Source organism: Micromonospora sp. WMMA1998, assembly GCF_027497375.1.
In the GTDB taxonomy this organism is placed as follows: domain Bacteria; phylum Actinomycetota; class Actinomycetes; order Mycobacteriales; family Micromonosporaceae; genus Micromonospora; species Micromonospora sediminicola.
In genome coordinates, this window is record NZ_CP114911.1 from 2,501,637 (window position 1) to 2,521,020 (window position 19,384).

Below are 19,384 nucleotides of genomic sequence, written 5' to 3' on the forward strand. Positions count from 1 at the left end.
TACCGGAGGCGTTAACAGGGGGCCCTTCCTTACATCTCAGGCGCCGCAGGTGGTGGCGGGGAGGCCGGGGACCGGGACCGGGGAGCGGCCGGTCGGGCGGGCCTTGCCGGCGAGCACCGCGGCCAGCGCGGTCATCGAGGCCCGGGTGGACGAGTAGGTGGCCAGCACCGTCGGCGACTTCGCCCCGGACAGCACGTACGGGGTGTCCATCGCCACCGTCACGTCGGCGTCGGCCCGCAGGTCCTTCGCCCCGTCGCCGTAGCCGACCAGGTGCACCACGGTGCCGCCGGACGGCACCACCTTCACCCCGGCGGCGGTGAGCGCCTCAGTCAGCACGGCCCGGGTGCGGTCCCGGCCGCCGGAGGAGGTGACGCTGACCGGCCCGGGCACCGCGCCGCCGCACCGGCCGCGCAGCACGGTCACCGCGGCGGCGGCCAGGTCGGCGGCGGCCTTGCGGTGGCCGGCGTCGTCCAGCGTCCCGAGCGCCGGTTGGGTGTTTCCGGCCAGCCGGAACTTCATGGTCAGCACGCGGGTGACCGCCTCGACCAGGCGGGTGCGGGGCAGCGAGCCGTCCGTCAGCGCGGCGCGCAGCCCGTCGTACGCCTGGCCCACGTTCGGGGTCATCAGGATCAGGTCGTTGCCGGCGTTGAGCGCCCGGACCGCGGCCTCGCCCGGCGACCACTTCTTCGCCGGCGCCATGTTCATCCCGTCGGTGATCACCACGCCGCGGAAGCCGAGCTGGCCGCGGAGCACGTCGGTGAGCAGCTTGCGGGAGAAGGTGGCCGGGGTGCCCGGGTCGACGGCCTTGACGTTCAGGTGGGCGGACATGACCGCCATCGCGCCGGCGTCGATCCCGGCGCGGAAGGGCGGGAACGCGGTCCGGTCGAGCACCGCCCGGGACTGGCCGACCACGGGCAGCTCGGTGTGCGAGTCGGCGGCGCTCAGTCCGTGCCCGGGGAAGTGCTTGACGGCGGCCGCGACGCCCTCGGCCTGCAGCCCGCGTACCGCGCCGGCCACCTGCGGCGACGCGGTCGCCGGGTCGGCGCCGAAGGAACGCGAGCCGATCACCGTGCTGCGGGTGGCCAGCACGTCGGCGACCGGGGCGAAGTCCATGTTGATCCCCATCGCGGCCAGCTCCGCGCCGGCGGCCCGCCAGGCCGCCTCGGTCAGCGCCGGGTTGCCGGCCGCGCCGGCGGCGAGCGGGCTGGGCAGCTGGGTCACGCCGTCGGTGATCCGGGTGACCACGCCGTACTCCTGGTCGGTGCCGACCAGGAAGGGCGCGGCGCCGGCGGGCAGTTTCCCGGCGGCGGCGCGCAGCCCGTCGGTCAGCGCGCGGACCTGTTTCGGGTTGTCGACGTTGGTGGTGGCCTGGTTGCCCGAGGTCGGGTCGTCGGCGCTGAAGCCGACCAGGATCACGCCGCCGAGGCGGTACTTCGCGACCATCTCGGCCGGGGTGTCGACGCCGGCCAGGGCCCGGTTGCCGGCGGCCGACCCGGCGGACACGTCGGTCGCCGAGCTGCCGTAGGCGTACGGCATCAGCACCTGCCCGACCAGGTCCTCGTCGGAGAGCGTGGCGACCAGGGCGGCGGCCCGGGCGGCCGGGTCGTCGACGGTGGGGGTCGGCGCGGCCGACGACGGCGCCGCTGTCGACGGCGCCGGGCGGGGCCGGTCCGGCCCGTCCGAGCAGCCGGAGAGGACCAGCGCGGTCAGTGCGGCGAGCGCGACGGCGGAGCGTCGCGGGGAAATCGACACGCGTCCCACCGTATCGGGGCAACTCGGCCGGCGTCATCCCACCCGGGTGAGCAGCGTCACCGGCGCGCCGTCGCCGGCGTACCGGTAGGGCTCCAGCTCGGCGTCCCAGGCGGTGCCGAGCGCCTTGTCGAGCGCGTGCGCGAGCGCCTCCGGCGCGCGGGCGGCGGCCATCAGGGCGCGCAGCCGGTCCTCGCCGAGCTGGATGTCGCCGGCCGCCCCGACGGTGGCCCGGAACAGGCCCCGGCCCGGGACGTACATGAAGCGCTCGCCGTCGACGCCGGGGCTGGGCTCCTCGGTCACCTCGAAACGGATCATGGGCCACTGCCGGAGGGCAGCGGCCAGCTCGGCGCCCGTCCCCGGGCTGCCGGTCCAGCCGCACTCGGCGCGTCGGGCGCCCGGATCGACGGGCTGCGCCGTCCAGTGCAGGTTGACCGGCGCGGCGAGGACGCGCGCGATCGCCCACTCGACGTGCGAGCACACGGCGAGCGGGGTCGAGTGGACGTATACGACGCCACGCGTTGGCACGGTGACCTCCCGGTGAGCCGAGGTGCGTCTTCCCCTACGACCTCGTCACCCGAGTGGTCCCTGGCACACATGATGACCGCTGTGACAGGTGGTGCGCCAGCGAATCGGAAAATTCGCCGCGGCCGGGCGGCGGGAAATACCCGGGCGGCTGACCCGGTTGTGCACCGTGACGGCGCGACGACCAGCCAGGCGTCGGGTTCGTGTACAGTTCTCTGGGCGGTTCTGTGCCGCCGCACGTCTTCGCGGGCCGGCGCTCACCCCGGGCGTCACTCGCACAGCCCCCGGACGGATCCCGTCCCCACCGTACGTCTGCAAGGAGTACCTCCGTGGCGAGCAACACCTCTAAGACCGCGCGCGCGTCAGTCCGGGCCGGCCAGGCTGGCCAGGGTGGCGCCCTCAGCGTGCTGGGCGAGTTCAAGTACCTGATCCCGCTCAACGGCGGCAAGCACGCCTACGTGCGCAACCTGACCAACGGCAAGACCGTGCACCTGCGCACCGACTCCGACGCCTTCGTCGAGGAGATCCGCGTGCTGGCCGCCGCCGGCCACGCCGCCAAGATCCGCGCCGAGATCAACGGCCTGGCCGCGGCCCACCCGGGTCACGGTTGGGACGCCGCCGAGAAGCGTCTCGTCGAGGCCGGCGTCTTCGAGGGCTGAGCGCCCTCACCCGCACCAACCGGACCGCCCGTCGGGGATCACCCCGGCGGGCGGTTCCGCGTCTCCTCCTCCGGCAGCAGGGTGACCTCGCCGGTGGCCAGGTCGTAGAGCGCCCCAACCACGGCCAGCTCCCCCGCCCGCACCGGTCCGGCGAGCAGGTCGTCGGCGCGCAGCGCGGCCACCGTGCGCCGGACGTGGCGGCGGATCGCCAGCGGATGGGCGGCCGGGTCGTCCACGCCGACCTCGACCACCGCCGGCGCGATCCGGTCCACCACGTACGCCAACGCGCCGCCGGGCCGCCGCCCGGTGCGCAGCGCGTCGACCGCCGAGCCGACCGCGCCGCAGCGCTCGTGGCCGAGCACCATCACCAGCCGTACGCCGAGCTGGCCCACCACGTACTCGATCGAGCCGCACACCGCCCGGTCGAGGACGTGCGCGCCGGTGCGGATCACACAGATCGACCCGAACGTCTGGTCGAAGATCGCCTCCAGCGGCACCCGGGAGTCGATGCAGCCCAGCAGCACCGCGTACGGCTGCTGGTCGCCGGAGGCCACCGCCGCGGCCGCCGTCACGTCGTGCCCGTGCAGCGGCTGGCCGCTGACGAACCGGCGGTTGCCGGTGAGCAGCTCGGCCAGGGCGGCCCGGGGGCTGCGGGCGGCGGGGGTGGCGGGCATGTCTCCAGCCTGGTCACCGATCCGACCGGGCGGGGCCGGACGTCGAATCTTCTCCCCACCCCGGTTGCCGTGGTGTCATGGCGGGTAACGCCGGTGTTACCGCCGGGTCACTCCGGTGCGTGCGCCGGTCGGCCCCGGGGAGGTGGACGATGCCGGAGCATCGGGAACTGCGGCTCTCCGACGACGTGCGCCTGCACGTCACGGTCAGCGGACCGGTCGACGCCGAGGTCACCGTCGTTCTGCTGCACGGCTGGACGCTGGACGGGCGCAGCTGGCACCACCAGGTCGCCGAGCTGCGGGAGCGCTTCGCCGACCGGGTGCGCCTGGTGACCTACGACGCGCGCGGCCACGGCCGGTCGAGCTGCCTGGCGTTGCGCGACGCCACCCTCGCGCAGCTCGGCGACGACCTGGCGGCGGTGGTCGACGAGATCGCTCCGTCCGGGCCGGTCGTGCTGGTCGGGCACTCGATGGGCGGGATGACCGTGATGGAGTACGCCCACCGCCACCCCGACCGGTTCGCCGCGCGCACCGCCGGCCTGGTCTTCGTCTCGACCACCGCCGAGGGGCACACGCACACCGTCTACGGGCTCTCGCCCCGCATCGCCCGGTTGATCCGCCTCGCCGAGACCACCGGCGCCGGGGTGCTGGCCCGCTGCGGCGGCTGGCGTCCCCCGCACGCGCTGCTGCGGGCGCTGCGCCCGAGCATCCGCTGGATGCTCTTCGGCGACCGCTGCGACCCGGCGGACATCCGGCTGGTCACCTCGGCGGTGGCGCACGCCACGCTGCGGTCGATCGGCGGGTTCCGCGCCTCGATCGGCGCCCAGCACCGGCTGGAGACGCTGACCGCGCTGGGCGGGCTGCCGGCGGCGGCGCTGGTCGGCGACCGGGACCGGCTCACCCCGCCGCCCTGTGCCGAGTCCATCGCGGCGGCGCTGCCGACCGCCGAGCTGACCGTCTGCCCCGGCGCCGGTCACATGTTGATGATGGAACGGCCGGACGCTGTCAACGCGGCCGTCGCCGGGGTGCTGGACCGGGTCCTCGCCACGCCGGGCGGGGGTGGGGGCGGCCCCGCCGCCGCCGTCACACCCTGACGGCCACCGTCGCGGTGCCATGCCCGGCCGCGGTGCGACGGCCCGGAAAACGGGTGGGAACGACCGGATAACGGGCAACCGCCGTGGACGCGGCCCCGGCCGGCGGCATGGCCCCGACGTCCGCCTTGCCGGCGGCCCGTACCCTCATTCAGCCCGTCGTGCCGTCCGACCCCAGGAGCACCGCGTTGACCGACCAGACCACGCTGAACCGGGAGATCGCCGCCGAGCAGCGGCATCTCGACCGGGTGTACGCCCGGCTGGCCGAACTGCGCCGGTCCGCGGCCGACGCCGAGCGGGAGGGGTACCGGCTGGCCCGGGTGGGCACCTTCGGCGCCCTGGTCGAGCGGGACGCGATGGTCTTCCACGCCGCCCAGCGGCGGCACGTGCTGGACGCGGAGCACGAGGGGCTGGTCTTCGGCCGGCTGGACCTGCGCACCGGGCAGGTGCTGCACGTGGGCCGGCTGGGCGTACGCGCCGAGGACGCGGAGACGCTGGTGGTGGACTGGCGGGCGCCGGCCGCGGCGGCGTTCTACCAGGCCACGCCCGCCGAGCCGCGCGGCGTCGTACGCCGGCGCACGATCCAGTCGGCCGCGGAAAAGGTCACCCGGATCGAGGACGACCTGCTCGATCCGGAGGCGGCCCCGGCGGACATGGCGGTGGTCGGCGACGGCGCGCTGCTGGCCACGCTGTCCCGGGCCACCGGCCGGGGCATGCGGGACATCGTCGCCACCATCCAGCGGGAGCAGGACGAGGCGATCCGCTCCCCCGCCAGCGGCGTCACGATCGTCTCCGGCGGCCCGGGCACCGGCAAGACGGCGGTGGCGCTGCACCGGGCCGCGTACCTGCTCTACTCCGACCGGGCCCGCTACGCCGGCGGCGGCATCCTGGTGGTCGGGCCGTCCGGCGTCTTCGTCGAGTACATCGCCTCGGTGCTGCCCTCGCTCGGCGAGGAGACGGCCACGCTGCACTCGCTGGGCTCGCTCTTCCCGGGGATGTCGGCGACCCGGACCGATCCGCCGGAGGTGGCCGCGGTCAAGGGGTCGCTGCGGATGCGCCGGGTGCTGGAGCGGGCGGTGCGGGACGCGGTGCCGGACTCCCCGGCGGAGTTGCGCCTGCTCTACCGCGGTGAGCTGCTGCGGCTGGAGCGGCCGGCGCTGGACGGCATCCGGGACCGGACGCTGACCCGGGGCGCGCGCCGCAACGAGGTGCGCCGGTCGGCGTTCGACGCGGTGCTCGCCGCGCTCTACGCGCAGGCCCGCACGCTGCGGGTGGGCCGGTTGCCGGAGCAGCCCGCGTTCGAGGACGAGATCATCGAGCGGCCGGAGTTCCGGGAGTTCCTCAAGGCGTGGTGGCCCCGGTTGCACCCGCGCCACGTGCTGGGGTGGCTCGCCCGCCCGGATCGGCTGCGCCGCTACGCCGGCGGGATCCTTTCCTCGGCCGAGATCCGGTCGCTCACCGAGGCGTACCGGACGCTCGACGCCGACGGGCCGACCGTCGCCGACATCGCCCTGCTGGACGAGCTGGACGCGTTGCTCGGCACTCCGGTGCGGCGGGCGAAGCCGAAGCGGGACCCGTACCAGCTGGCCGGCGGCGTGCGCGAGCTGAGCACGTACGCCGACCGGCAGCGCGCCGCCCGGGCGGCGGCCCGGGAGCGTCCGGCGGACTACCGCGACTACGCCCACGTGGTGGTGGACGAGTCGCAGGACGTCTCGCCGATGCAGTGGCGGATGATCGGGCGCCGGGGCCGGCTGGCGTCCTGGACGGTGGTCGGCGACCCGGCGCAGACCGCCTGGACCGGCGACCCGCAGGAGCTGGACCGGGCCCGCGACCAGGCGCTGGGGCGGCGCCGCCGGCACCGCTACGAGCTGACCACCAACTACCGGAACTCGGCGGAGATCTTCGCGGTGGCGGCGGCGGAGATCCGCCGGCTGTATCCGGACCTGACGCTGCCCGACGCGGTGCGTTCCACCGGCGTGTCGCCGGTCGAGCGCACGGTGCCCGCCGCCGAGCTGCCGGCGAGCACCGTCGAGGCGGCCCGGATCCTGTTGGGCGAGGTGGAGGGCACCGTCGGCGTGATCACGCCGGTGCCGCGCCGGGACGAGGTGGCCGGTTGGCTGGACGGCCTCGGCGCCGGCCGGCTCCAGGTGGTGACCAGCCTGCAGGCCAAGGGCATGGAGTACGACGGCGTGGTGCTGGTCGCGCCGAGCGAGATCCGGGCCGACCCCGGCTCGGGGGTGCGCACGCTCTACGTCGCGTTGTCCCGGGCCACCCAGCGCCTCACCACGCTCGACCCGACCGGGTGACCCACCCTCACTTGCACACATAGCGATGTGAACATACATTAGGCCTGGCCGGGGTGCGGGAGGGAAGGGTGTGTGCGTGGGCGCAGGTCATGACCACAGCGGTGCGGTGACCAACGCGGCGCACCGTCACCGGGGCCGGCTCTGGGCGGCGTTCGCGCTGCTCACCGCCCTCATGCTGGTCGAGGCGGTGGCCGCCTTCGCGACCGGTTCGCTGGCGCTGCTCTCCGACGCCGGGCACATGTTCACCGACGTGCTCGGCATCGGCATGGCGCTGGCCGCGATCACCGCCACCCGGCGCGCCACCACCGATCCGCAGCGCACGTTCGGCCTCTACCGGCTGGAGGTCCTCGCGGCGCTGGCGAACGCGGTGCTGCTCGGCGCGGTCGCGGTCTACGTCCTGGTCGAGGCGGTACGCCGGTTCGGTGACCCGCCGGAGGTGCTGGCCGGCCCGATGCTCGTGGTGGCGGTGCTCGGCCTGCTCGCCAATGTCGGCGCCTTCGCGCTGCTGCGCGCCGGGGCGCAGGAGAGCATCAACCTGCGCGGCGCGTACCTGGAGGTGCTCGGCGACCTGCTCGGCTCGCTCGGGGTGATCGGCGCCGCGCTGGTCATCGCGGTCACCGACTGGTGGTGGGCCGACCCGCTGGTGGCCGTGGCGATCGGTCTGTTCATCCTGCCCCGCACCTGGCGGCTCGGCCGGGCGGCGGTACGCATCCTGGTGCAGGCCGCGCCGGAACACCTCCAGGTGACCGCGGTGCACGACCGGCTGGCCGCTGTGCCGGGCGTGGCGGAGGTGCACGACCTGCACGTCTGGACGCTCACCTCGGGCATGGAGGTGGCCTCGGCGCACCTGACCACCGATCCCGGCGCCGAGGTCGCCACGGTGCTGGCCGCCGCCCGCGCCGCCCTGCACGAGGACTTCTCGATCGATCACGCCACGTTGCAGATCGAACCCGGAGCGTCGACCGGAGCGTGCGGCCCGACCGAGTGGTAATTAGGGCAAACTTAAATCTCGGCCGCTATTGTGGCGTAATGCCGGCTTTGCCGGGATCACCGCTCCGGGCGACGGAGCCGGCCCCGGGCAGCGCCGGTAGGCTCGGTCGCGGCCACACCGCGGGTGCCACCCCGGCGCCGGTGGAGCGGCCGTCGCCTAATCGCCCGCAGGGCGAGCCGGGGAACCACGTACGTGGGGTGCATCCGCGTCAGCGGTAGGGATCTTCCGTCCCGAACCCGTCAGCTAACCCGGTCGGCGGTTGACGGAAGGACATGTGAATGCCCCCAGTGGCACCTGTACGACGGACGGCCGCCCGGATGGCGGCCCTGCTCGCCGCGATGCTGACCCTCGGCGTCGTGACCGTGCCGGCCACCCCCGCCGCGGCGACGTGGTCAGCCGCCCCGACCGGCCTGCTCGCCGCCCCCGGCGGCGACGACGAGGGCGGCACGCCGGAACTGCGCGCCCAACTCGACGCGGCCAGCAAGGGCTGGCTGGAGGCCAAGGCCGCGCTGAGCCGGTCGGTGGCCCGGCAGAAGCAGCTCACCGAGCGACTCGACGCGGTCGGCGCCGAGCTGGCCGTACGCGACGCCAAGGTCGGCGAGATCGCCGAGGTGGCGTACCGCACCGGCCGGATGGGCACCGCCGCGGCCCTGCTCGGCAGCAGCAGCCCGGAGGGCTTCATGGACCGGGCGGCCGCGCTGGAGCAGGTCGCCGCGCACGAGGACCGGACGCTACGCGACCTCATCACCACCCGGGACGAGGCGACCCGGACCCGCGCGGCGCTCGACGGCGAGATCCGGGAGCAGCGCAAGCAGGTCACGGTGATGGCCAAGCGCAAGCAGCAGGCCGAGCGGGCGCTGGAGGTGGCGAACGACCGGCCGTCCGCCGGCAGCGGCGGCGTCCGGGGCACCTCGACGGCGAACGCGACGCCGGCCAAGCGCAACTCCGACGGCTCCTGGCCGGCGGAGTCGTGCAGCGTCAACGACCCGACGCCGGCCGACGGCTGCATCACCCCGCGCACCCTGCACGCGCTCAACCAGGCCAAGGCCGCCGGCTTCACCCGGTACGTCTCCTGCCACCGGCCCAGCGGCTCCGGCGAGCACCCGAAGGGACGCGCCTGCGACTTCGCCGCCCAGAAGAACGGCTTCGGCGGGGTGGCCAGCGGCGGCGACAGGACGTACGGCAACAACCTGGCCGCGTACTTCGTGCGCAACGCCGACCCGCTCGCCGTGCTCTACGTGATCTGGTTCAAGCAGATCTGGCTGCCCAGCAGCGGCTGGAAGTCGTACAGCGGCGGCAACGGCGACCCGTCCAGCGACCACACCAACCACGTGCACCTGTCGGTCTACTGAGCACTACGCTCCCCGACGTACCCCGGGTGTCGTCGCGCGGCCCACGACGTGGGCCGCGCGACGGCCGACGATCGGTGGCATGAGACGACTCTCCCCCGGCGGACGCAAGGCGCTGCTCACCGCGCACCTGGTCACCTCGCTCGGCTGGCTCGGCGTCGACCTGGGGCTGCTCGCGCTGGGCGTGGCCGGGCTGCGCGGCGCCGACCCGGAGGTCGTCTACCCCGCCGCGGCCTTGCTGGTCACCTGGCTGTTCGCGCCGCTGAGCGTCGCGGTCTGGCTGATCGGGGTGGCCAGCGCGCTGCTCACCCCGTGGGGGCTGCTGCGGTGGCGGTGGGTGCTGGTGAAGTTCGCGCTCACCACCGTGATGCTCGGGCTGGTGCTGCTCCTGCTGACGCCCCGGGTCCGGCACCTCGGCGCGCTGGCCGGCGCGGCCGACGCGCACCTGCGGATCGACCTGGTGGTGCCGCCCGCCGTCTCCACCACGCTGCTGCTCGTGGCCACCGTGCTGTCCACCTGGAAGCCGTGGGGGCGGCTGAGTCAGGCCGGCCGGCCCTCCAGGGTCGCGCCCAGACGGGCCGGCTGAGTCAGGCCGGCCGGCCCTCCAGGGTCGCGCCCAGACGGGCCGCGAGGCCCAGGTGGGCGGCGCGGGCCTGGCGGAACGCGTAGCCGAACAGCGGGGCCGGGGCGGTGAGGGTGATCTCCACGTCGATCCGCACCACGCCGTCGGGCTCGTCGCGCAGCCGGGTGTGGTTGCGAACCGTCGTCGCCGGCTGCTGCCGGGCCACGGTGACCACCTCGTCCTCGGTGGCGACCAGCACGTCCGCCTGGTAGGTCACCGGGAAGTGCAGCGGGCCCAGCTCCAGCCGGTCGGTGATCGCATAGCTGGTCAGCGCTCCGGGCCGCGACGGCACCTGCCGGACCCGCACGATCAGCGGATGCAGCTCGCCCTGCCGGCTCAGGTCGCCGAGCAGGGCCACCGCGTCCGCCCGGGTGCACCGGGCCTGCACGGTGTAGCTGAAGCTGTCGCTGCTCTGCAACCGATCCCCCTCGCCGTCGTGGGTCGCGACGATCGTCCCGTACCGGAGCCGGGCTGGCAACGGGTCGAAGGTCCCCAGGCCGGGGGGTCGAGGGCGGCGCTCAGGCGCCGGGCAGCACCTCGGGGGCGTCGTCGGCGAACCAGGGCTCGGGCGCGCCGAATAGGCCGAGCAGGCCGGTCACCCAGAGCTGCCGGTGCACGAACCGGCTCGGCTCGGTGACCACGAGCTTGACGCCGCTGACCTCGCACGTCTGGAAGCCGGCGACCATGGCGCTGATGCCGACGGAGTCGATGAACGTGACGAGCCGCATGTTGAGCTCGATCCGGGCGGGACGGGCCTTCGCGAGCACCTCGGCGATCGCTTCCCGCACCTCGTACGCGGTGTCGACGTCGATCTCCCCACGGGGCGCGATCTGGACGACACCACCCGGACGCACCGACTTCACGATCGACAGGCTCACGCGAGCACCTCCACTCGCCCGTACGGGCGCCTCATCAGTACGCGGGCCGCGACCGAGAGTATTCCTCCGACGGCCCTCGTCGCCACCCCCCGGGATGAGCAATTCGCGGAGTGGGCACACCTGGGCGAACCCAATCCGGACCTCCGGGTTCCAATTTCCCCTTCGACGCGGACCGGGACCGGCCGAACGACCGGGCCGGACCGGCCGATCCGCCGACCCAGGGTAGCGGGCCCGCGCACCTCGCGCGGACACCCGGTCCCCGACACGTTCTCCACAGTTCGTCCGGTTCGCCCCGGCGGCGGACCCGGGCCGCCGTCGGGACGGGTTTGGCGCGGGCCCCGATGGGGCACAGCCCACGGGGAGTGAACCCTGACGCGCCGGATGAACACCGGAGTCCGAAGTGGCCGCCGGGCTTCGGCACCCGAGGAGGTAGAACGATGTTCGGATCCAGCCTGATGGACCGCCGCAGCAAGCCCGAGCGGGTCGCGGACCAGGCGTGGCAGCACCTGCTCTCCGCCGTGGGCTCCGCCGGTGACAGCGTGCGGGACGCCACCCGGGCGGCCCGTCGCAACTCCTCCGGCCTGGCCGACGACGCCACCGACCTGGTCGGCACCGCCGCCGACGAGGCGCGCCGGCGGGCCAGCCTCGCCTTCGACGCGCTCGCCGGCCGCCGGCCCGCGCTGCCCTGGACGCTGCTGATCGCCGCGGCCCTGGCCGGCGCCGCCGTCGGCTGGGCCGCCGGCACCGCCGCCCGCGCCGCCGGCAGCCGGGACCGGGTCGCCGACGAGATCGAGTTCGTCGACGTCGACCGGCCCAACTCCCCCGCCGGCCTGGACGGCTGACCGGGACCCTACGAGCCGGCCGGTGGCCGCCCCCCGACCCCCGGGGGGGGCGGCCACCGGCGTCTCCACCACCCGGCGGGGGCGTTCCTCGCCCGGACCGGGTGAGGGCGGGTCACCCGGTCCGGGCCCAGGATCGGTGGTGCGGGAGTACGTGCCCGCGTCGCCGACCGACGGGGAGGAGAGCCGGATGGCCACCGAGACGACCACGCGTACGGACCGGGACATCCAGTCCGCCGTGCTCGACGAGCTGACCTGGGAACCCCGGGTAGGCCCCGACGAGATCGGGGTGACCGTCACCGACGGCGTGGTGACGTTGACCGGGCGGGTCGACAGCTACGCCAAGAAGTGGGCCGCCGAGCGGGCCGCGCACCGGGTGGCCCGGGTCCGCGCGGTCGCCAACGACCTCGCCGTCCGGATCGACACCGCCGCCGGCCGGGAGGATCCGCAGATCGCCGTCGCCGCCGCCCGCGCCCTGGAGTGGGACGCCTTCGTGCCGGTCGAGGCGCTGCACGTCACCGTGGCCGACGGCTGGGTCACCCTGCACGGCGAGGTCGAGTGGGAGTACCAGCGGCGCGCCGCCGAACGGTCCGTCGCCCGGCTCACCGGCGTACGCGGACTGAGCAACGGGATCACCGTCCGGCCGGCGGTCCGCGCGGACGGGCGGGACCTGGCCGAACAGATCGTGGACGCGCTGGCCCGCAACGGCGCGACCGAGGCCGAACAGGTCGGCGTCCGGGTCCACGGCGACACCGTCCTGCTGGAGGGCCAGGTCCACTCCGGGCCCGAACGCGACGAGATCGAGCGGGTGGTCTGGAACGCCCCCGGCATCCGGGAGGTGCACAACCACCTGTCGGTCCGGCGGTGAGCCGGCGAACCACCCGGCCCGGGTGAGCCCGGCTCACCCGGACCCGGGCCAGGGTGGGAGGTATGAGTGATCCGAACGGGCTGATCGCACCCGGGCGGGCGGCGCCCGGGTTCACCCTGCCGGCGTCGCCGGACGGGCGGGAGGTGGGCCCCGGACAGTTCCGTGGCCGTCCGGTGGTGCTGGCCTTCTATCCCGCCGACTGGACCCCGGTCTGCGGCGACCAGATGGCCCTCTACCAGGCCGCCCTGCCCGAGCTGGAGCGGTACGACGCGACGCTGCTCGGCATCTCGGTGGACAGCGTCGACTCGCACCGGGCGTTCGCGGAGAGCCGGGGCATCCGCTTCCCGCTGCTGGCCGACTTCGAGCCCAAGGGCGAGGTGTCTCGCCGCTACGGCGCGTACGCGCCGCGCGGGCAGTCGGACCGGGCGCTCGTGGTGATCGACCCCGACGGCCGGGTGGCCTGGAGCCACCTCTCCCCGCCCGAGGTGAACCCGGGCGTGGACGGCATCCTCGACGCCTTGGAGCAGCTGGGCACGGATCGGCGGGTGAGCACCCGATGACGACGCCGTTGCAGGTCACCACCGCCCGACTGCGGATCCCGGTGTCCGAACGCGACCACGTCCGTGGGCCGGCCGACGCGCCGGTCACCATCGTCGAGTACGGCGACTTCCAGTGCCGGTTCTGCGGCGCGGCGTACCCGAACCTGGCCGAGGTGCTGCGCCAGCGGGCCGACCTGGTGCGGTTGGCGTACCGCCACTTCCCGATCACCAACGTCCACCCGTACGCGGAGAGCGCGGCGGAGGCCGCCGAGGCGGCCGGCGAACGGGGCCGGTTCTGGGAGATGCACGACTGGCTCTTCGAGCACCAGGACCAGCTCGACCCGGTGCACCTGTCGCTCGGCGTCGAGCAGCTCGGGCTGCCGCCCGAGGAGGTCGGCGCGGAGGTGGGTCGGCAGGCCCACGCGGACCGGGTCCGGCAGGACTTCGTGGGCGGCATCCGCAGCGGGGTGAACGGCACCCCGACGCTGTTCGTCAACGACGTCCGACACGACGGCGGCTACGAGCTGGCCGAGCTGCTGGCCGTGGTGGACGCCGCCGCGAACGCCTGACCGGTCAGATCAACCGCAGCTCGCGCGCCCGCCGGACGGCCTCCCGCCGGCGGGTCGCGTCGAGCTTGCGGTAGATGTTGCGGACGTGCGTCTTGACGGTGTTGACCGACAGCGACAGCTCGGCGGCGATCTCCACGTTGGACAGGATGCTCTGCAGGTAGCGCAGGATGGTCAGCTCCCGCTCGGTGAGCGGCTCGTCCAGGGCCCGCGCCGAGGCGTCCGGGGTCGCCTCGGGCCGGTGCGCGTCCACGTCGCGGAGAAGGTCGCTCACCGTCGCCCAGTGGGCCGTCCCGGAGTCCAGATGCGTGGCGAGCAGGTCGCGGACGTCCGGCTCGGCCCGGGTGAACACGCGCCGGCAGCCCTCCGGCTCGGCCAGCGCCAGCACCTCCTCCAGCAGCCGTCCGGCCCGCCGCCCGTCGCCGGCCGACCCGGCCGACGCCGCCTCCAGCAGCCCGGCGCCCAGCCGCACCGGCAGCGGCCAGTCCGCCGCCTCGGGCGCGGTCCAGTCGGGCAACGCCCGCTCGGCCCCGCGGGCATCACCGACCCGCAGCCGCAGCCGGGCGGACGCCAGCGCCAGCGCGGGATCGGGTGATCCACCGTCGCCGACCACGTCCAGCAGCGCGCGGGCGCCCTCCAGGTCACCGACCGCCGCGCGGAGCTGGGCCTCGGCGGCGCTCAGCCAGGCGCCCAGCTCCGGCCCCGGTGCCCCGGCCCGGGCGGCGGCGAGGGTACGCAGCGCCGCCGCCGGCTCCCCGCCGTCGGCCAGCAACCCGGCCCGGCAGAGCGCGGCCAGCGCCGCCGCGCCGGGCTCCGCGCCCGCCGGCCCGGCCAGCGCCAGGTGCGCGGCGGCCTCCGCCGGCCGGTCCCGCTGCCAACAGACGAGCGCCAACGCCAGGTACGCGTGGCCGCAGTCCCGCCGGGACGACCAGCCCTGGCAGGGCGGCATCGCCAGCGCCTCCCGGGCGTGCTCGTCGGCGGCCCGCAGCGCGCCCCGGGCCGCCTCCAGCAGTGCTGAGCGGCTGGCGCAGAGCAGCTCGATCCGGGGCCGGCCGGCCCGCCGCGCCGCCACGAGCGCCGTCCCGAACCGCGCCCCCGCCGTCGTCAGCGCCCCCTCGGCCAGCGCCACCAGCCCCAGCGCGGCATCCGCGACGGCCCGTACGTCGTCCTCCTCGCCGATCCCGGCGCGCGGGTCGGCGGCGGGCACCCCGATCCCGGGCGCGCCGGCCCCGGGCCCGCCGACCGGGGGTGCGGCGGTGGTGAGCAGGCGGTCGGCGGCCCGGCGTACCTCCTCGTGGTCGCCGGCGAGCCGGGCCAGGCCCAGCTCCACCGCGGCGGCCAGCCGCCGGAACCGGTCCCGACGTGGTTCCGGCAGGTCGACCGCGTGCGCGACCGCCCGCCGCAGCTGCCCGTCGGCGGCGGCCGGGTCCCCGGCGTACGCCCGCTCGGCCGCCGCGGCCAGCGCCAGTTCGGGATCCCGCCGTACCGCCTCGGCCGGCGGCTCGGGCGGGGCCGGGGCGGCGGCCCGGGCCGGCTCGTCGGGGGCCAGCTCGGGCCAGCGCGTCAGCAGCAGCGTGGTGGCGTCGTCCCACTCGGCGGCGGCCAGCGCGTGGCGCAGCGCCTCGGCCGGTCGGTCGTGGGCCGCGCACCAGCCGGCCGCCCGCCGGTGCAGCTCGCGCACCTCCTCGGCGGGGAGCCGGTCCAGTTCGTGGCGGAGCAGGTCGGCCAGCAGCGGGTGCGGCCGGTACCAGGGCGGCTCGCCGCCGTCGCGCTGGACGAAACCGCCCTCCCGGGCCGCCTCGGCGAGCAGGTGCCCGGCGTCGGCCCGGCCGGTCAGCGCGGCGGCGAGGTCGGCGTTGGCCGCGACCGTCACCGCGCAGCGGCGCAGGACGTCGCGGGCGGCCGGGTCCAACGGCGTGAGCACCTCGTCGCGCAGGTACGCGGCGACGTCCGGCTGGTCGCCGCCGAAGCGCTCGACCGCGCGGGCGGGGTCGGCCCCGGCGCCCAGCGACAGCGCGGCGAAACGCAGCCCCGCCGGCCAACCGGCGGTCCGCTCGGCGAGCCGGGGCACCGCCTCGGCCGGCACCGGCACCCCGTGCGCGACCAGCAGATCGGCGACCTCGTCGGTGCGGAACGCCAGCTCGTCCGGACCGATCGTGGTGAGGTCACCGGCCAGCCGCCAGCGGTGCAGGGTCAGCGGCGGCTCGTGCCGGGCGCCGGCCACCAGCCGCAGCCGCCCGTCACCGTGGCGGAGCAGGAACTCCAGCCCGGCCAGCGCCGCCGGGTCGGTCACCCGGTGCAGGTCGTCCAGGACCAGCAGCACCGGCCGCTCCCGCGTGGCGAGCGCGGCGGCGAGCGTCTCGAGCTGCTCCGGCCGGGGCGGACCGTCCGGCACCGGCGGTGACCCCTCGTCCGGCTCCTCGGCGACGGCCGCGCGCAGCGCGGCGGCCAGGTACGCCCAGAGCCGCCCGGTGGTGTCGCCCCCCGCCACGGTCACCCAGACCGGCGCCGGGCCGTCCCGCTCCCCGCGCGCCCAACCGGACAGCACTGTCGTCTTGCCCCAGCCGGCCGGGGCCAGGACCAGCGTGACCGGTCCGCCCGCGCCGCGCTCCAGCCGCTCCAGCAGGCGTGGGCGGAGCACCACCGGCTCGGGCGGCACGGGCGGGGTCAGCCGGGACGCCAGCAGCGGCGCGGCGGCATCGGTGGTGGGCGGTTCCGGCGTACCGGAGACCTCCGTCGTGGCGTCGGTCGGCGCGGTGGCGAACCGGACCTGGTCGGCCTCCTCCGGCATGCGTCCCCCTCCCCCGTCGGCGCGGGGGACGGTTACCCGGAGCGGACCGGTTCACCCCTTCGGGGCGAACCCGCCTCACCCGGACCACCCCCACCCTGGGGGTACGCGGGCGGCCGGCCATCCAGCTCCGGCCGCCCGGCGACCCACGACCTCGGGAGGGCAGGTGGCGCGGACCGGACGGTGGGCCGGCGGCGCGCTCGCGCTGGCGGCCGGCGGCGCGAACGTCCTGGCACGTCGGCGCGCACGCCGCCCCGGCACGGACCCTAGGCCCGGGCGCTGGCAGGTGGTGACCGTGACCGGCCGGCCCGACCAGGTGCTGCCACCCGGGCGGTGGCCCGAGCCGTTGCGCCGGCTGGACGGCGCGGTGGAGGTCCACGCGCGTCCGGCCCCGGGTGGACGCGGCACCGAACTGGCGGTACGCCCGCTGGGCGGGGAGCCGACGCTGCCGGGGTTCGCCGCGCACCTGGTCGGCGACGACCCGGGCCGGTTCCTGCGCCAGGTGCTGCGGGAGACCAAGCAGCTCCTGGAGACCGGGGAGGTGCTGCGGGCGGACCGCTCGGCGCTGGACCGGCCCGGGGCGGCCGGGTGAGGGCGCTCTGCTGGGAGGGCGCGGACGCGCTCGCGGTGCGCCGGGTCCCCGACCCCGAGCTGCGCAACGCCCACGACATGATCGTCCGGGTGCGTCGCAGCGTGACCTGCGGCGGTGACCTGCCGCTGCTGGCCGGGCGGATACCGGAGGCGGCCGCCGGCGAGGTGCTCGGCCACGAGTTCGTCGGCGAGGTGGTCGAGGTCGGGCCGGACGTGCGGCGACACCGGGTCGCGGACCGGGTGGTGGTCGGCGCGTCGGTGGCCTGCGGGGCGTGCTGGTTCTGTCGGCAGGGTCTGCTGGCCTGCTGCGACAACGGGACGTCCGGCGGGGCGGCCGAGCCGGAGTGGGGTCCGCCCACCGCCGGCTGCTACGGCCGGCCGGCCCGGCTCGGTGGCTTCGCCGGTGGTCACGCCGAGTTCGTCCGGGTGCCGTACGCCGACGTGGGCGCGTTCGCCGTACCCGCGGGCGTGGACGACGACCGGGCGGTGTTCGCCGCGGACGCCGCCCCGTCCGCCTGGCACGGGGCGGAGCTGGGCGGCATCGGCCCCGGCGACGTGGTCGCCGTCTGGGGCGCGGGCGCGGTGGGCCAGCTCACCGCCGGGGCGGCAGTGGCGCGCGGCGCGGCCCGGGTGGTCGTGGTCGACGAGCACGACGACCGGCTGCGGATGGTGACCCGGAATCCGGGCGTCGAGGCGCTCAACCACCGGTACGTGGACGTCCTCGCCGAGCTGCGGGAACGCAGCGGCGGCCGGGGACCGGACGTGTGCGTGGACGCGGCGGGTCCGCCGGCCGGGCCGACGCGGTGGCCGACCGGCGAGCCGGACGGCGGGGTGGCGCTGCGCGAGGCGGTGCACGCCTGCCGCAAGGGCGGCACGGTGGTGGTGCTCGACGGCGGGGCCGGGTTCGTTGACCGGTTCCCGGTCGGCGCGGTGGCGGAGAAGGGTCTGGTGGTGCGCGGCGGCCGACGCGCCGGGCCGGGCGCCATCCCCGAGCTGCTGGACCGGATGGCCCGGGACGAGCTGGTGACCGAGCACCTGGCCACCCACCGGCTGCCGCTGGAGCGGGGCGCCGACGGGTACGCGTTGTTCCGGGACCGGGCCGACGGCTGCGTCCGGGTGGTCTTCACCCCGTGATCCGGGCGGGCGCGGATGGCACACTCGGCGGATGCGCGCAGACCGTCCGTACGACCTCGTCCTGTTCGGCGCCACCGGCTTCACCGGCGGCCTGACCGCGGAGTACCTGGCCCGGCACGCGCCGGACCGGCTGCGCTGGGCGCTCGCCGGGCGCAACCCGGCCAAGCTCGCCGCCGTCCGCGACCGGCTGGCCGCGATCGACCCCGGCCTGGCGGACCTGCCCCTGCTCACCGCGGACGTGACCGACCCGGCGTCGCTGCGGGCGGTGGCGGAGAGCGCCCGGGTGGTCGCCAGCACCGTCGGCCCGTACGTGCACCACGGCGCCCCGCTGGTGGCCGCCTGCGCCGGCGCCGGCACCGACTACCTCGACATCACCGGCGAGCCGGAGTTCGTCGACCTCATGTACGTGCGGCACCACGCCGAGGCGGTGCGCACCGGCGCGCGCCTGGTGCACGCCTGCGGCTTCGACTCGATCCCGCACGACCTGGGCGTCTGGTACACGGTCAAGCAGCTTCCCACCGACGGCCCGGTCACGGTGGACGGCTACGTGCGGGCCGGTGGCCGCTTCTCCGCCGGCACGTACCACTCGGCGCTGACCGCGTTCGCCCGCACCGGCGAGGCGAGCCGGGCGGCCCGGGCCCGCCGGGCGGTGGAGCCGCGACCGGAGGGGCGGCGGGTGCGGGCGGTGCCCGGCAAGGTGGGCCGGGTCCGCGAGTTCGACCAGTGGGCGGTCCCGCTGCCCACCATCGACCCGCAGGTCGTCCGCCGGTCCGCGGCGGCCCGCCCGGAGTACGGCCCGGACTTCCGCTACCGGCACTTCGCGGCGGTGAAGCGGCTGCCCACCGTGCTGGTGGCCGGTGCCGGCCTGGCCGGTGTGCTCGGGCTGGTCAAGGTGCCGCCGACCCGACGCTGGCTGCTCGGTCGGCTCGCCTCCGGCCAGGGGCCGAGCGCCGAGCAGCGGGCGAAGTCCTGGTTCCGGGTGCGGTTCGTGGGCGCCGGCGGCGGCCGGCGGGTGGTGACCGAGGTGGCCGGCGGCGACCCCGGCTACGACGAGACCGCCAAGATGCTCGCCGAGTCGGCGCTCTGCCTGGCGTTCGACGACCTGCCGGAGACCGCCGGCCAGGTCACCCCGGTGGCCGCGATGGGCGACGCGTTGCTGGACCGGCTGGTCCGGGCCGGGATCACGTTCCGCACCCTGCCCGAGGGACGTTGACCCTC

Annotated in this window: 19 protein-coding genes and 1 riboswitch; of the genes, 13 read left to right on the forward strand and 6 right to left on the reverse strand. The window is 76.1% G+C overall.

From position 1 onward, the window contains the following. Positions 1–36: 36 nt before the first annotated feature. Both O7600_RS10910 and O7600_RS10915 read right to left on the reverse strand, forming a co-directional pair. The gene (locus O7600_RS10910) at positions 37–1,761 is read right to left on the reverse strand and encodes a glycoside hydrolase family 3 protein (RefSeq protein WP_281593486.1); all 1,725 of its coding nucleotides are present in this window, start codon (positions 1,759–1,761) and stop codon (positions 37–39) included. Positions 1,762–1,785: 24 nt separating this feature from the next. Then, positions 1,786–2,277, reverse strand: coding sequence for a DUF3145 domain-containing protein (locus tag O7600_RS10915; RefSeq protein ID WP_089157965.1), 492 nt, complete (start codon positions 2,275–2,277; stop codon positions 1,786–1,788). Positions 2,278–2,603: 326 nt separating this feature from the next. On the opposite strand from O7600_RS10915, the gene O7600_RS10920 reads away from it, so the two are divergent. After that, complete coding sequence (locus O7600_RS10920) at positions 2,604–2,933, forward strand: hypothetical protein (RefSeq protein WP_091572545.1); 330 nt, start codon at positions 2,604–2,606, stop codon at positions 2,931–2,933. 38 nt (positions 2,934–2,971) lie between these two features. On the opposite strand, the gene O7600_RS10925 is transcribed toward O7600_RS10920, so the two are convergent. Then, the gene (locus O7600_RS10925; protein WP_281593487.1) at positions 2,972–3,607 is read right to left on the reverse strand and encodes a carbonic anhydrase; all 636 of its coding nucleotides are present in this window, start codon (positions 3,605–3,607) and stop codon (positions 2,972–2,974) included. A 149-nt stretch (positions 3,608–3,756) separates the two neighbouring features. Here O7600_RS10925 and O7600_RS10930 point away from each other — a divergent pair, with 149 nt between their 5' ends. The 5 genes from O7600_RS10930 (at position 3,757) to O7600_RS10950 (ending at position 9,927) form a co-directional block, all read left to right on the forward strand. Continuing rightward, complete coding sequence (locus O7600_RS10930) at positions 3,757–4,698, forward strand: alpha/beta hydrolase (protein ID WP_281593488.1); 942 nt, start codon at positions 3,757–3,759, stop codon at positions 4,696–4,698. 185 nt (positions 4,699–4,883) lie between these two features. Beyond that, positions 4,884–7,001, forward strand: a complete 2,118-nt coding sequence (locus O7600_RS10935; RefSeq protein WP_281593489.1) for an AAA family ATPase — start codon at positions 4,884–4,886, stop codon at positions 6,999–7,001. Positions 7,002–7,077: 76 nt separating this feature from the next. After that, on the forward strand, positions 7,078–7,992 hold the full coding sequence (locus tag O7600_RS10940; RefSeq protein WP_281593490.1) for a cation diffusion facilitator family transporter: 915 nt from the start codon (positions 7,078–7,080) through the stop codon (positions 7,990–7,992). A 143-nt stretch (positions 7,993–8,135) separates the two neighbouring features. After that, positions 8,136–8,266, forward strand: a riboswitch (cyclic di-AMP (ydaO/yuaA leader). Positions 8,267–8,270: 4 nt separating this feature from the next. Next, positions 8,271–9,344, forward strand: a complete 1,074-nt coding sequence (locus O7600_RS10945) for a hypothetical protein (protein ID WP_281593491.1) — start codon at positions 8,271–8,273, stop codon at positions 9,342–9,344. Between the two features lie 79 nt (positions 9,345–9,423). Beyond that, positions 9,424–9,927 (forward strand): hypothetical protein, encoded by a 504-nt coding sequence (locus O7600_RS10950; protein ID WP_281593492.1) that lies wholly within the window; start codon positions 9,424–9,426, stop codon positions 9,925–9,927. Position 9,928: 1 nt separating this feature from the next. Here the strand turns inward: O7600_RS10950 and O7600_RS10955 are convergent, their stop codons facing one another. Then, positions 9,929–10,441, reverse strand: a complete 513-nt coding sequence (locus tag O7600_RS10955; RefSeq protein WP_281593493.1) for an SRPBCC family protein — start codon at positions 10,439–10,441, stop codon at positions 9,929–9,931. Positions 10,442–10,481: 40 nt separating this feature from the next. Next, complete coding sequence (locus O7600_RS10960) at positions 10,482–10,841, reverse strand: STAS domain-containing protein (RefSeq protein WP_091572519.1); 360 nt, start codon at positions 10,839–10,841, stop codon at positions 10,482–10,484. Between the two features lie 437 nt (positions 10,842–11,278). Between O7600_RS10960 and O7600_RS10965 the strand changes: the two genes are divergently transcribed. The 4 genes from O7600_RS10965 (at position 11,279) to O7600_RS10980 (ending at position 13,656) form a co-directional block, all read left to right on the forward strand. After that, positions 11,279–11,683, forward strand: a complete 405-nt coding sequence (locus tag O7600_RS10965; protein ID WP_091572514.1) for a hypothetical protein — start codon at positions 11,279–11,281, stop codon at positions 11,681–11,683. 187 nt (positions 11,684–11,870) lie between these two features. Further along, complete coding sequence (locus O7600_RS10970; RefSeq protein ID WP_099164965.1) at positions 11,871–12,548, forward strand: BON domain-containing protein; 678 nt, start codon at positions 11,871–11,873, stop codon at positions 12,546–12,548. 62 nt (positions 12,549–12,610) lie between these two features. After that, the gene (locus O7600_RS10975) at positions 12,611–13,108 is read left to right on the forward strand and encodes a redoxin domain-containing protein (RefSeq protein WP_281593494.1); all 498 of its coding nucleotides are present in this window, start codon (positions 12,611–12,613) and stop codon (positions 13,106–13,108) included. After that, entirely contained in the window at positions 13,105–13,656 is a 552-nt protein-coding gene (locus O7600_RS10980) for a DsbA family protein (RefSeq protein ID WP_281593495.1), read from the forward strand. The genes O7600_RS10975 and O7600_RS10980 overlap by 4 nt, the downstream gene beginning before the upstream one ends. Before the next feature lie 4 nt (positions 13,657–13,660). On the opposite strand, the gene O7600_RS10985 is transcribed toward O7600_RS10980, so the two are convergent. Then, entirely contained in the window at positions 13,661–16,444 is a 2,784-nt protein-coding gene (locus O7600_RS10985; protein WP_281593496.1) for a LuxR C-terminal-related transcriptional regulator, read from the reverse strand. 202 nt (positions 16,445–16,646) lie between these two features. Between O7600_RS10985 and O7600_RS10990 the strand changes: the two genes are divergently transcribed. From O7600_RS10990 to O7600_RS11000, 3 genes are read left to right on the forward strand one after another with little or no spacing between them, the layout of a single operon-like run. Further along, positions 16,647–17,033 (forward strand): hypothetical protein, encoded by a 387-nt coding sequence (locus tag O7600_RS10990; protein WP_281594126.1) that lies wholly within the window; start codon positions 16,647–16,649, stop codon positions 17,031–17,033. Continuing rightward, positions 17,030–18,166 carry an alcohol dehydrogenase catalytic domain-containing protein gene (locus tag O7600_RS10995; protein ID WP_281593497.1) on the forward strand — a complete coding sequence of 379 codons (1,137 nt, stop codon included), beginning with the start codon at positions 17,030–17,032 and terminating at the stop codon, positions 18,164–18,166. Before O7600_RS10990 ends, O7600_RS10995 begins: the two co-directional genes overlap by 4 nt. Before the next feature lie 31 nt (positions 18,167–18,197). Continuing rightward, positions 18,198–19,379 carry a saccharopine dehydrogenase NADP-binding domain-containing protein gene (locus tag O7600_RS11000; protein ID WP_099164117.1) on the forward strand — a complete coding sequence of 394 codons (1,182 nt, stop codon included), beginning with the start codon at positions 18,198–18,200 and terminating at the stop codon, positions 19,377–19,379. The last annotated feature ends 5 nt before the right edge of the window (positions 19,380–19,384 follow it).

Excerpts from the sequence above, each read along its gene's own strand:
- O7600_RS10925 (WP_281593487.1), bottom strand. The coding sequence starts at position 3,607 with ATGCCCGCCACCCCCGCCGCCCGCAGCCCCCGGGCCGCCCTGGCCGAG.
- O7600_RS10930 (WP_281593488.1), top strand. The coding sequence starts at position 3,757 with ATGCCGGAGCATCGGGAACTGCGGCTCTCCGACGACGTGCGCCTGCAC.
- O7600_RS10945 (WP_281593491.1), top strand. The coding sequence starts at position 8,271 with ATGCCCCCAGTGGCACCTGTACGACGGACGGCCGCCCGGATGGCGGCC.
- O7600_RS10950 (WP_281593492.1), top strand. The coding sequence starts at position 9,424 with ATGAGACGACTCTCCCCCGGCGGACGCAAGGCGCTGCTCACCGCGCAC.
- O7600_RS10965 (WP_091572514.1), top strand. The coding sequence starts at position 11,279 with ATGTTCGGATCCAGCCTGATGGACCGCCGCAGCAAGCCCGAGCGGGTC.
- O7600_RS10970 (WP_099164965.1), top strand. The coding sequence starts at position 11,871 with ATGGCCACCGAGACGACCACGCGTACGGACCGGGACATCCAGTCCGCC.
- O7600_RS10975 (WP_281593494.1), top strand. The coding sequence starts at position 12,611 with ATGAGTGATCCGAACGGGCTGATCGCACCCGGGCGGGCGGCGCCCGGG.
- O7600_RS10980 (WP_281593495.1), top strand. The coding sequence starts at position 13,105 with ATGACGACGCCGTTGCAGGTCACCACCGCCCGACTGCGGATCCCGGTG.
- O7600_RS10985 (WP_281593496.1), bottom strand. The coding sequence starts at position 16,444 with ATGCCGGAGGAGGCCGACCAGGTCCGGTTCGCCACCGCGCCGACCGAC.
- O7600_RS11000 (WP_099164117.1), top strand. The coding sequence starts at position 18,198 with ATGCGCGCAGACCGTCCGTACGACCTCGTCCTGTTCGGCGCCACCGGC.